The organism is Nocardiopsis sp. CNS-639, from assembly GCF_000381685.1.
Lineage (GTDB): Bacteria > Actinomycetota > Actinomycetes > Streptosporangiales > Streptosporangiaceae > Nocardiopsis > Nocardiopsis dassonvillei.
In genome coordinates, this window is sequence record NZ_KB906863.1 from 227,923 (window position 1) to 239,700 (window position 11,778).

11 protein-coding genes are annotated in these 11,778 nt (G+C 72.1%); 2 read left to right on the top strand and 9 right to left on the bottom strand.

What is annotated here, in order from left to right:
* Nucleotides 1-9: 9 nt before the first annotated feature.
* Nucleotides 10-819, bottom strand: a complete 810-nt coding sequence (locus G011_RS0117210) for an SDR family oxidoreductase (protein ID WP_231391514.1) — start codon at nucleotides 817-819, stop codon at nucleotides 10-12.
* 14 nt (nucleotides 820-833) lie between these two features.
* Between G011_RS0117210 and G011_RS0117215 the strand changes: the two genes are divergently transcribed.
* Entirely contained in the window at nucleotides 834-1,262 is a 429-nt protein-coding gene (locus tag G011_RS0117215) for a MarR family transcriptional regulator (protein ID WP_019609572.1), read from the top strand.
* Between the two features lie 160 nt (nucleotides 1,263-1,422).
* On the opposite strand, the gene G011_RS0117220 is transcribed toward G011_RS0117215, so the two are convergent.
* Both G011_RS0117220 and G011_RS0117225 read right to left on the bottom strand, forming a co-directional pair.
* Entirely contained in the window at nucleotides 1,423-3,420 is a 1,998-nt protein-coding gene (locus G011_RS0117220) for a GAF domain-containing protein (RefSeq protein WP_019609573.1), read from the bottom strand.
* Nucleotides 3,405-4,238: a 3-hydroxybutyrate dehydrogenase gene (locus G011_RS0117225; protein WP_019609574.1), complete on the bottom strand. Its 834-nt coding sequence runs from the start codon at nucleotides 4,236-4,238 to the stop codon at nucleotides 3,405-3,407. The genes G011_RS0117220 and G011_RS0117225 overlap by 16 nt, the downstream gene beginning before the upstream one ends.
* A 224-nt stretch (nucleotides 4,239-4,462) precedes the next feature.
* Here G011_RS0117225 and G011_RS0117230 point away from each other — a divergent pair, with 224 nt between their 5' ends.
* Nucleotides 4,463-5,716 carry a PHB depolymerase family esterase gene (locus G011_RS0117230; RefSeq protein WP_019609575.1) on the top strand — a complete coding sequence of 418 codons (1,254 nt, stop codon included), beginning with the start codon at nucleotides 4,463-4,465 and terminating at the stop codon, nucleotides 5,714-5,716.
* Here G011_RS0117230 and G011_RS0117235 read toward each other — a convergent pair.
* The 6 genes from G011_RS0117235 to G011_RS0117260 form a co-directional block, all read right to left on the bottom strand.
* Complete coding sequence (locus G011_RS0117235; protein WP_019609576.1) at nucleotides 5,713-5,946, bottom strand: hypothetical protein; 234 nt, start codon at nucleotides 5,944-5,946, stop codon at nucleotides 5,713-5,715. The genes G011_RS0117230 and G011_RS0117235 overlap by 4 nt on opposite strands.
* Nucleotides 5,947-6,153: 207 nt before the next feature.
* Nucleotides 6,154-6,648 (bottom strand): MarR family winged helix-turn-helix transcriptional regulator, encoded by a 495-nt coding sequence (locus G011_RS0117240; protein WP_013151109.1) that lies wholly within the window; start codon nucleotides 6,646-6,648, stop codon nucleotides 6,154-6,156.
* Nucleotides 6,649-7,084: 436 nt separating this feature from the next.
* Complete coding sequence (locus tag G011_RS0117245) at nucleotides 7,085-8,725, bottom strand: AMP-binding protein (RefSeq protein WP_019609577.1); 1,641 nt, start codon at nucleotides 8,723-8,725, stop codon at nucleotides 7,085-7,087.
* 257 nt (nucleotides 8,726-8,982) lie between these two features.
* Nucleotides 8,983-9,654 carry a hypothetical protein gene (locus G011_RS0117250; RefSeq protein WP_019609578.1) on the bottom strand — a complete coding sequence of 224 codons (672 nt, stop codon included), beginning with the start codon at nucleotides 9,652-9,654 and terminating at the stop codon, nucleotides 8,983-8,985.
* A gap of 164 nt (nucleotides 9,655-9,818) precedes the next feature.
* The gene (locus G011_RS0117255) at nucleotides 9,819-10,187 is read right to left on the bottom strand and encodes a DUF6114 domain-containing protein (protein WP_036552778.1); all 369 of its coding nucleotides are present in this window, start codon (nucleotides 10,185-10,187) and stop codon (nucleotides 9,819-9,821) included.
* 71 nt (nucleotides 10,188-10,258) lie between these two features.
* Nucleotides 10,259-10,879: a DUF6230 family protein gene (locus G011_RS0117260; protein ID WP_019609580.1), complete on the bottom strand. Its 621-nt coding sequence runs from the start codon at nucleotides 10,877-10,879 to the stop codon at nucleotides 10,259-10,261.
* Nucleotides 10,880-11,778 lie beyond the last annotated feature (899 nt).

An 11,778-nucleotide genomic window follows, 5' to 3' on the forward strand; every position in this document is an offset into this window, starting at 1 on the left:
CAGGGCACCTCAGAAGAGGCCACCGCTTGCGTGGATGGTCTGGCCGTTGATCCATGCGCCTTCGTCCGAGACCAGGAACGCGACCACCGATGCGATGTCGGCCGGCTCGCCCAGGCGGCCGAGGGGCGTCTGACTACGGATGGATGCGGCCACGTCAGCCGGCATCTGAGCTTGCAGGGCATCGGTGCGGGTAGCGCCGGGCAACACGCTGTTCACCGTGATTCCGCGCGGTCCGAGCTCGTGTGCCGCCGTCCGGGCCAGTTGCTCAGCTGCCGCTTTACTCGCGGCGTAGAGGCCCGCGCCGGGATGCGCCACGACGGTCGCGCCGCTGGAGATCACGACGACCCGCCCACCGTGGCGCATGTGGAGTACGGCCTCCTTCAGGGCTCTGAAGACGGGCCGGGTGTTGATGGCGAAGTGCAGCTCCAAGTCCTCGTCCGTGGCATCCGCCAGGGATGTGGGGCGCGCCGTCCCCGTATTGCTGACGAGGACATCCAGCCCGCCGTACTCCGCAACGGCCGCCTCGACCAGAGAGCTCAGTTGCGTCGCGTCGCGCACATCGGCTCGCACCGCGGTGGCCCGTCCGCCCGCACGCTCGACGGCGGCCACGGCGTCCTTCGCCGCGACCGCGTCCGAGTGGTAGTTGACGATCACCCGCGCTCCATCCGCCCCTAACCGTTCGGCGACAGCGCGCCCGATCCCCCGGGACGCTCCCGTCACGACTGCGACCTTGCTGCTCATGCGTATGCCCGAGCCCTTCAAAAGGTGATGATGTTGATAGGCGAGATACTCTCCTAAATTGTCGATGAAGTCAATCATCTAGACTGTCCCCCATGACCTCGCACGCCCTTGCTGCCGCCGTAACCACGCTGCACCGCGAGGCCGCCGCCCTCTACGCGCTCATCGGGCGCGAGTTCGGCCTGACCACTCAGCAGGCCCAGCTGCTGTGCGTCCTGGCTTCCGATCGGCCGTCCTTCAGTGAACTGGCCGCCACCCTCGGCTGCGACAGGACCAACGTCACCGGCATGATCGACCGGCTGGAGAGGCGGGGGCTGTTGGCGAGAGAGCGCGACAGCGAGGACCGCAGGGTGCATCGCGTAACGGCCACCCAGGAGGGCGAACAGCTGATCGCGCGCCTACGGGAGCGCTTCGCCGAATCGGTCGCCGACCGGTTCAGCCGTCTCACACCCGAGGAACATGACCGCCTCGCCGCCCTGGCGGCCGCATTCGCCCCCGGAACGGCACCGAACTCGAAACACTGACGGCCCTGGTCGGCGAACCGGCCGCTCCACGCCGACCCCGCTGGACCCGGCGCCAGCCCGGGTCCTATGGGCGCCTGGTCGCCGTCACCGGCACGCTCCACGCCACCCCCTGCGGCGCACCGCCGCTGTGCGCTCCACGGGTGCGGGGCTCGCGGCCCGCTCAACCGCCGTTCTGGTCGCCCACCAGGTCCACGCCCCGGTCCAGCAGGCCGTGCAGGTGCAGGGCCAGCTGGAGCTCCAGCGCCCGGCCGGGACGCTGCCAGTCCGCCCCGATCAGCTGGCCGATCCGCTCCAGGCGCTGCGCCACCGTGTTCACGTGGATGTGCAGGTCCTCCTTGGCGCGCGACAGGTTGCCCCCGGCGGCGAAGTACGCCCGCAGCGTCTCCACCAGCAGCGTTCCCCGCCTGGCGTCGTACTCCAGCAGCGGCCCGAGCGTCGCCGACACGAACCCCGGCACGTCCCGGTCCTGGCTCAGCAGCAGCCCCGAGAACCCCAGGTCCCCCGTGGTCGCCACGTCCCCCTCCCGTCCCAGCGCACGCAGCGTCTGGAGGCACCGGGCCGCCTCGGCGAACGCGTCCCCGAACGAGGCCGGACCGGCCGTCGGACCGGCCAGCCCCGCCGTCACCGGGCCGTTCACCGCACCCGACAGCTCGTCGGCCACCCGTCGGCCCACCGCCGACGGGTCCCTCCCGGGCAGCGCCAGCACCAGGCGGCCCGACCGGCTCCCGGCCAGCCCCCCGGTGGTCTCCGCGACGTGGGTCGCCGCCGAGCGCAACCGCCCCGGGTCCCCACCCGGGGCCTCGGCCACCACCAGCACGTGCGGCGCGTCCAGATCCGCGTGCAGCAGCGCGGCCCGCTGGCGCAGCGAAACCGGATCGCGCGCGGGCACCTCCAACAGCTCGTCGAGCAGGTCCCCGCGCAGCCTGTGCTCGGTCTCGCTCACCGAACGCCGGATGAGCAGCAGCAGCGCCGTCACCATCGCCGACCGCTCCAGCACGCGCTGGTCGGTGGAGTCCAGCTCCACCCCGCGCAGCACCAGCGTTCCCAGCGGCTCGGTCCCGGCCGCCGCCGTCGCCACCCACGCCCGGCCCGCCCGCACCGCGCGGCCGCTGGCCAGCGACGAGCGCACCGCCTCGGCCAGGTCCCCGTCGCCCGCGTCCCACGGGACGCCCTCCCGCACCACACCCTCCGGGCTGGCGGCCACCGAGGAGTCCGAGGTCGCGTCGTGGATCAGCACCGTGCCGCCCAGCACCTCGGCCACCGCCGCCGCGACCTCGCGCACGCCGCCGCCCCGCAGCACCAGGTCGGTCAACCGGTCGTGCGCCGCCGCCGACCGCTCCACCGACGCCGTGTGCCGCTGCAACCGCTCGTTGACGGTGTGCAGCTCGTCCAGGGCACGCCGGGTGTCGTCGATGAGGTTCGCGCTGTCGATCGCGATCGCCGCGTGCGCGGCCAGCGACGACAGCAGCGCCACCTCCGAGTGGGCGAAGGGGCGCTCGCGCCGGTTGGCGGCGAACAGCACGCCCACGTCGCGCCCGTTCATCTTCAGCGGCACGCCCAGGATGGCCACCAGGCCCTCGTCGCGCACCGCGTGGTCGATGTTCTCCGCGTGCGTGAACCGGGGATCGGCGAAGTAGTTCGCCGTCACGTACGGCAGGGCCGTGGTCGCCACCAGCCCGCCCAACCCCTTGCCCGGGGCCAGCCGCAGCCGCTGGAACGCCGCCGACACCGACCCCGACGTCACCCGCATGTACGTGCCGCCCGCCTCCGGGTCGCTCAGCGTCAGGTACGCGGTGTCGGTGCCCAGCAGGTTGCGGGCCCGCTCCACGATCGCCTGGAGCACCTGGTCCAGGCTGCGCATACCCGCCAGGTCGTTGGCGGTCTCGAACAGCGCGCCCAGCTCCGACTCGCGCCGCCGCCGGTCGCGCATCACCGACCGCACCCGCAGCGCCGTCATCTTCGCGGCCTCCAGGGCGGCGACCACCTCCGGGTCGTCCCCGCGCGCCCGCGCGCGCAGCACCGGGCGCTCGTACTCCACGGCCGGGGCGTCGCGCAGCAGCAGCTCCAGGAACAGGGCCTGGCCGTCGGCGCCCGCGGCGCCGTCGTCGGCGGGGATACCGGTCGAACCGGACGTGGTGGTGTTCAGCTCGCGCTCCATGCTCCGTCCACGGGCAGGGAGGCGCCGTTGACGAACGACGCGTCCTCACCGCACAGGTAGGCGACCAGCTCGGCGACCTCGGAGGGCTCGATCAGCCGCTTGATCGGGCTCCGGGCCAGCAGGACCTCCGAGAGCACCCGCTCCTCCGGAATGCCGTGCGCCGCCGCCTGGTCGGCGATCTGCCTCTCCACCAGCGGGGTGCGCACGTATCCGGGGTTCACACAGTTGGAGGTCACCCCGTGTGCGGCGCCCTCCAGGGCCACCACCTTCGAGAAGCCCTCCAGGCCGTGCTTGGCGGTCACGTAGGCCGACTTGTAGGCCGAGGCGCGCAGCCCGTGCACCGAGGAGATGTTGACGACGCGGCCCCACCCCCGTGCGTACATGTGGGGCAGGGCGCCGCGCACCACGCGGAACGGCGACTCGACCATGAGACGAAGGATGAGGGAGAAACGCTCCGGAGGGAAGTCCTGGACGGGCGCGACCGTCTGGACGCCCGCGTTGTTGACCACGACGTCCGCGCCCCGCGCGGCCTCCTCGGCGGCGTCCAGGTCGGTCAGATCCAGCTCCACCGCCTCGCCGACGCCCCGGTCGGCCAGTTCGTCCAGGGCCCGCCCGTCGAGGTCGACCATCCGGACCCGGGCTCCGGCGTCCGCCAGGCGCAGGGCGCACGCCCTGCCGATGCCGCTGGCCGCACCGGTCACCAGCGCGGTCCTCCCGGTGAGGTCGACCCGGGTGGTGTGGGGGATCCCCGCCGTTCCGGGAACGGGGGACCGGGTGGCCTGCCGCGCCGTGCCCGACGGGAACTCGTGCGTCGTCATGGAAGCAAACTAGGCGCGCCTCCGCGAGCGGGGGATAGGGGCACCGGACACACCCCCGGGCGCGGACATGTGTCCCGCGCCCATGGGCCGGAGGGCGGCTGTGGCTTCCCCACTGGCGGCGGAGGTGTGACCGCTGTCTCCACTACATGTTGCGTGGATCACATCAGGGCTAGGCTCCCGGCCAGATCCCCCGCTCACCGACCGGATCACCGGAGGCACCCCCCATGGACTCCACGGCACCACCCGCCAGCCGTCCCCTGCCAGCGACCGTCCTCTCCCTCACCACGACCCTGGCCACCGTGGCCGTCATGGTCGCCGCCCTGCTGATCGCTCTGGCCCCGCGCGCCTCGGCGGCCACACTCACCCCGGTGCCCTCGTTCGGCACCAACCCCGGCAACCTGGCTATGTACTCCTACGTCCCCGACGGCCTGCCCGCCGACGCGCCCCTGGTCGTGCTCCTGCACGGCTGCGCGCAGAACGCCGCCGCCTACCACGACCACTCCGGGTGGGCCGGGTACGCCGACGAGCACGGCTTCGCCCTCGTCTACCCCGAGCAGAGGCCGGCCAACAACGCCACCGGCTGCTTCAACTGGTTCCAGCCGGGAGACACCGCGCGCGACTCCGGCGAGGCCCGGTCGGTCCGCTCGATGGTCGGGCACGCCGTGTCCGCCCACGGCCTGGACGCCGACCGGGTGTACGTCTCCGGGCTCTCCGCCGGAGGCGCCATGGCGGGAGAACTCCTCGCCGCCTACCCCGACCTGTTCGCCGGGGGCAGCGTCGTCGCGGGAATCCCCGTGGGCTGCGCCAGCGGCATGATCGACGCCTTCGGCTGCATGAACCCCGGAAAGACGAGGACCCCGCAGCAGTGGGGCGACGAGGTCCGCGCCCAGAACCCCGGATGGGACGGGCCCTGGCCGCGCGTCGCCGTCTGGCACGGCACCGCCGACACCACGGTCGCCCCCGCCAACGGCGAGGCGGTCGTGAGCCAGTGGACGAACGTCCACGGGCTGTCCGGCGCCCCCGACGCCACCGAGCAGCTTCCGGGCTCCACCACCGCCGCCTACCACGGCGGAGACGCGGCCACCGCGGCCGTCGCCCACTACACGGTCTCCGGCATGGGACACGGCACCCCCGTCGACCCGTCCGCGGGCTGCGGCACCGCGGGCGCCTACTTCCTCGACACCGTCTGCTCGACCGGGTACACCGTCGACTTCTGGGGCATCGGCGACGGAGGCGGCCCCGGCCCGGACCCCACGGACCCGCCCACGGAGGAGCCGACCGACCCGCCGACCGGGCCGGGGACGTGCGTGAGGGACAGCAACTACGACCACGTGTCGGCGGGCCGCGCCGTCCAGCGCTCCGGGCTGGTCTACGCGGTCGGCTCCGGCGACGCGCTCGGCCTGTGGAACGTCTTCGTCACCACGTCGCTCACCGAGACCCCACCGGGCCACTGGGAGCACACGCCCGGAGCCTGCTAGGACCCGTTCCCGCCGCGTGCCAGGCGTCCGAAGTGGCTCACCGCCGCGCCCAGCGCGAAGTGCGCGGCCTGGTGCTCGGTCATCGGGACCACCCCTGCCGGGACGGTCACCCGGAAGGGGAACTCCTCGTCCGGCCGGATGCGGAAGTCGTCAATCACTCCCTGGGACAGGAGCATGGTCAGTGCCTCGCGGACCTGCCCACTGCGGTTGTCTGACGCCCAGATCGACATGTCCCCAACCCTAGCCCGGCGGCGGTCCCCCCTCGGGTGGAACGGCGAACGCTCCCCCGGGCCGACAACGGATACGGGCGGGCCGCGACCGCGACCCGCCCGTGCTCCGGAGGACGGACACGACCCCCGTGGTGTCCGTCCCCGCCGTCCGCCGCTGCCGTCCGTCGTCCCCCGACGGCGGACGCGGCGGACGGAGTCCGTCGCGCCTCAGCCGCCCTCGGGCAGCTGGGCCTGTCCCGCGAGAACGTTCGCGGTCAGGCGGCGCAGCGCCAGCCTGGTGGCCTCGAACTCCTCCTCGGGGAGGTCGATGACCCTCCCGATCGCCTCCGGAATCCCCTCGGCGCGCGCCCTGAGCCGCCCGCCCTCCTCGGTGAGGGCGACGAGGACGGAGCGCTCGTCCCGCGGATCACGCCCCCGGACCAGCAGCCCCCGGGCCTCCAACCGCTTGAGCAGCGGTGTGAGGGTCCCGTAGTCCAGCTGGAGCACGGAGCCGAAGTCCTTCACCCAGCACTCGCCGCGCTCCCAGAGGAGCATCATCACCAGGTACTGGGGATAGGTCAGCCCCAACGGCTCCAGCAGGGGCCGGTACAGGTTGGTGACCGCACGCGACGCCGCGTAGAGGGCGAAGCACATCTGCTCGTCTACTGCGGGAAGGGAGAAGCCGCCCGCGGGGGCGGGGGTTCGGTCGGCCATCGCCACCATCGTAGTTACCCGGAGCCCGATTTCCAAAGCCCGCAATTACCTTGCGTACAAAGAAAAGTGGTACCGGGTCCCCCAGGTGTGCCGCACGGGGTCGTCGCAGGTAGGAAGGGGCGCCGGTGCCGCGCACCCGAGTCCCCGCCGCCACACGGCCGCCGCGCGGGGACGGCGCGCGTTCACGGAAGGCGGTGCGCCCCCGACGGACGCCAGCAGCGCGGTGCCCCCCACGCGCACCCGACTGTCTCCGCACCTGCGTCTGTCCCCCACGTGCACCCGACTGTCTCCGCGCCCGGGTTGCGGCCCGGGCAGGCACGCACTTCATTCGAGCTGCGACCCCCGCATCCGGGTTCGCGGTCCGGGCGGATACGCACTCCACCCGCGCGGTGTCCCGCCGCCCGCACTCGTGCGTCCGGCCCGGGCGGGCACCAACCCCACCGACCTATCCGCGCTCCTCCCGACGGGGCAGCAGGCGCTTGACCACCTTGCCCGTGGCGTTGCGCGGCAGTTCGTCCACGACCACCACGTCGCGCGGCACCGAGAACCGCCCGAGCACCCGCCGCACGTGCGTCCGCACGTGGTTCGGATCCACGCCCCGGCCCTCGTGCGGCACCACGTACGCCGCGAACCGCTGCCCGAACTCCTCGTCGGGCACACCCGTCACCACGACCTCACGCACCTCGGGAAGCGTCACGATCGCCTCCTCCACCGGCCGGGGGAACACGTTCTCCCCGCCCGAGACGATCATGTCGTCGTCCCGGCCCGCCACGTGCAGCAGTCCGCTCGCGTCCACGTGACCCCGGTCGCCGGTCTCCATCAACCCGTCCGCGACCCTCCTGCTCCGCCCGTCCGTGTAGCCGTCGAAGAGCATGTCGTTGCCGACGTGGATCGACCCCTCCGTCCCCGGAGGCACCTCCGCCCCGCCGGGGTCCAGGACCGCGATCCGCGTCCCCAGGGGCGGACGGCCCGCCGTCGTCGGCGACAGCCGCATCTCCCCGGGCGTCGCGATCGTCGCCCACGACACCTCGGTCGACCCGTACAGGTTGTAGAGCACGTCCCCGAACGCGTCCATGAAACCCGTGATCAGCTGCGGGCTCATCGCCGAACCGCTGCACGCCACGATCCGCAGCGACGACGTGTCGTACCGCTCGCGCGTGGACCGGGGCAGGTCCATGATCCGCCGCAGCATCACCGGCACCGCGAACAGAGCGGTGCACCGCTCCTCCTGGACCGTGCGCAGAGCGTCCTCCGGCTCGAACAGCCGCCTCATCACCAACGTCGCCCGCATCGACATGCCCAGCTGCACACCCGCCAGCCCCCACGTGTGGAAGATCGGCGCCGACACCAGGATGCGGTCCGAGGACCGCAGCGGGATGCGCGACAGCACCGAAGCCGCGTCCTGCGGTCCCCTCGGAGTGGGCCTCCGCGCCCCCTTGGGCGCGCCCGTCGTCCCCGACGTCAGCACGACCAGACGGCCGGGGCGCTCCGGCGGCTCCGGATCGGCCTCCGAGACCTCCCGCGCCCGCCACGGCACCCCCAGGCCCCCGTCGGAGGGCTCCCCCCAGGCCGTCACCCGCACGACACCGGGATCGAGCTCGGCGCACATCCCCTCGAACTCGGCGTCGGCGACGACCACCGACACCCCGTTGCCCCCCACGGCCGCGGCCAGCTGACCCGCAGACAGCCCCGTGTTCAGCAGCACGGTGTCGGCGCCCAGGCGCCCGCAGGCCACCATCGTCTGCACGAAACCGCTGTGGTTGCGGCACAGTACGCCCACGCGCGCACCCGCACCCACACCCGCGCGGCGCAGGTCCCGGGCCAGCTCGCGGCCGCGCAGGTCCATCTCGCGGAAGGTCGTGGGGCCCCGCTCGTCGACGACCGCGACGGCGTCGGGCACGCGCTCGTTCGCGGCGGCGTAGCCCCCGGCGATCGTGGCGCCCCACGTGCGCAGCGCGCGGAGCTGGCGGACGACCCTGTCGGGGCGTCCCGGGCTGAGCACACCGGCGCGGACGAGCACCCGCACCGTTTCCAGGACGTGTCGCGTGCGGGAGGTGGCGTGCGGGACTTCGGCGTTGGGCGCCATGGTGTCTCCGGGAGCTGACGGGGACGGGCGAAGCGTTCCGCGCCTCACCGGGGAGCCTTCGCCGCGTGACTCCCCGGAAGTACTGCGACCGTAGGCGAGGAACCCCCGCCGTTTCTCCGTCCCCGGATGAGTCCCCGTCAGCGCGCGGTTGTCACCTCCGTACGAAGAACGGGTGCACGGTAACCCCTCGGGCAACGCGGCGGGGCCGCCGCGCGCACCGCACGGCGGCCCCGGGCAGCTGCCACGGTCGGTGGGAGCTAGCCGGTCACGGTGATGGGCGAGGACGGGTCGTCGGCGTTGGTCACCTCGTAGACCGCCTCGAAGGGGGCCTGCGTCGCGCTGGTCGGGCAGCCGAAACCGCCCGTCACCTCGACCGGGGCCGCGGTGTCGAAGGCCAGGGTCGAGGCGGGGGAGCCGTTGGTCCACGTGCCGCCGATGGCGGCGGCCGCGTCAGGGCTGACCGTCGCGGTGCACGAGGCCAGGCCGCTCGTGGTCACCACGATGCCCCCGGCGGGGATCACCATGGTGCCGACGGTCGGTGACCCGTGCTGCATGGTCATCTCCCACACGGGGTCGGCCACGGTGACCGTCGCGGACACGAAGGGGACGTTGGTCGAGCAGTTCGTGAAGTCCGGCGCGTTGATGGTCGAGGAGACCGCACCACCGGGGTTGTGGTTGCCAGGAGCCGTGGGAACCAGGTTGTTCCCGCTGCCCGGAGAGGTGGACGACGCGTCGCAGGTCACCACGACGCTGCCGGCGGTGAAGGTGGCGCTGCCGCTCAGAGCGGCCTCGAAGGCCGCCCCGGCGGGCGTCACCGTGGTCGGACCCTGCTGGGCGGAGGCGCTACCGCCCCAGGCCAGGGCCAGGACACCCGCCGCAGCCGTCGCCAGGAGGGCGCGGGCGGGGGATATCGGTCGCGGAACCGACATGGGTACTCCTTGTGTGTGGCGGCCGGACGGCACACGGATGCGCCGCACGGCGGGGTCGGGGGGTTGTACGCGCCGAATCGGTAGACGTGGTTTTCCTGTGGCCTCCGGGAACACACGGGCCAGTGACGCTCTCCGCGCGTGTCCCCGGTGGTACGGGGGCCGGTTCAGTCCCCGGCTCGGGTGTCCGGAGGGGCCTCCACGCCCTCCTCCTGCCGGCGCCTCCGTCGTCGTCCCCTCCGCCGGGGCGGCCGGGCGACCGGCCGCCAGGAGAAGGCCAGCCCGCCACCGGCCAGCGCCAGCAGGGTGCCGACCACCAGACCGCCCAGGTTGGACAGGATGAGCGCGCCCAGACCGAGGAACCCGGCCAGCGAACCGGTGATGACGTGCTGGTTCGGGGTGAACCAGGTGACTAGGCCCAGAACGGCGAGCATGCCGCCGAACATCAGCGAGGAGACCCCGCCGACACCGGTCTGGATCATCAACTCCACCGGCATCGCGACGAGCGAGGCCATGACGGCGCCGGAGAGGATCATCAGGAGCCCTGCCGCGAAGGGGCGGCGCTTGCGCCATCCGCGCCAGCGCGCGCCCGCGCTCCGCGACGGCTTCAGAAGCACTCGTCGTCCCCCATGCTGATGCCCAAGCTCAGGCCGGAGAGGCGGAAGGTCCCGGCGCTGGCGGCCCTGGCCGTCTGCTCCAGGTCCTCGATCACGATGGTGTCGGACTGCATGCCGAACAGGTCATTGAACCCCCGCGACCCCTGCGGGCCCTGGTCGAGGGTGCCCGCGTCGCGGCCGATCTCGATGTCCTCGAAGGAGGCGTTGCCGTCCATCTGCGACATGTCGATCACCAGGTTCTCCGCGACGACCGGGGTGCCCTGGTCGCCGGCGGTCAGCCGGAGCGAGATCTGTCCGACGACGGGGAACTCGGTCAGGACCGACTGGCACAGCCCCTGGATCTCGGCCTCGCGGATCCCGGCGACGGCCACCGGCACGGCCTCCTCGCGGACCGTCTGGTCCAACCAGCCGTACTGGACGAAGCCCTCGCCGTTCAGCTCCTCCGCGGAGATCTTGAAGTCCTGACCGGAGACGGTGAAGGAGGCGGCGAGGGCGCCCTGAGCCATGGCGACCAGGATGCCGCCCACGGCCGCGCCCGCCGGGATCGAGAAGAGCGCGAAGCGCTTCCAGCTGGTGTGGCTCTCGGGGGTGTCGGGGGATGTGGTGTCCATGCATGTCCTTCCGTGGGTGCATGGCCGCGCTGCGCCTGCCGTCCCCCCGAACCTTCGGCACGCGGCCTGGTCGCGGTCGTCCCCGTCCCTCGGGGCGCCGGACCAGAGTCCGTTCCGGTAACGCTGCACATCATGTATTGCATCCGGGGGGATTTCAAGGGCCTTCTCCGAACTTTCCCGCCTTTTCTGATTTTCACGCCAAACACGGACATGGCACCGTTAAGAGCCGACCTGAGCTGCGTAAACGCGCGAATGTGCTTGTCAGGGTCGAGGCGTGACATTTGGCTGCGAGCGCTCTTTGTCATTCCGGTGAGCGTTCTTCCGCGTCGGCCTTCTCAACCGGGTGAGTCGTCGGTGCCCACTCCAGCCCGCCCGCGCCCGGGTGCGCGCGTGAGGCGATGTGTGAGCGGCGACACGTGGGCTGCGGTTTGCTCGGTGTTCACGAGGGGGGTAGTGTTCTCCGAGTCGCCACGGGACGGCGAGCGGCCTTCGGGCCGACTCGGAACCGGACCGGGTCCGGCGACACCCTCCTTCCTCTCAACCGAACCGGTTCGAGCACCGCTCTGCATCGGCTAGGCTTCGGGAGGCGCTTCCAAGGAAACACGGAAGCGAAACAGGAAACGGGCTTTACCCCGATCAGAAACACCCCGAACCGCCGATTTGGCGGGGCGCGGAACACCTGATAAAGTAAAGAAACAACAAAGCGGAAACGCACAACGCCTTCGGCGGAAAAGCTCACAGCAGCTTGTAAGCGAAGAGCGGTTGTTTCTTGAGAACTCAACAGCGCGTGTTTGATTTTCTTTAAGCCATGTTTGTTTTGGCCCCGTCACACAGAACCATCCGGTTCGTGTGCGGAGGTTCCTTTGATTAGCCGGGGTAACCCGGTTGGTCAGGATTAC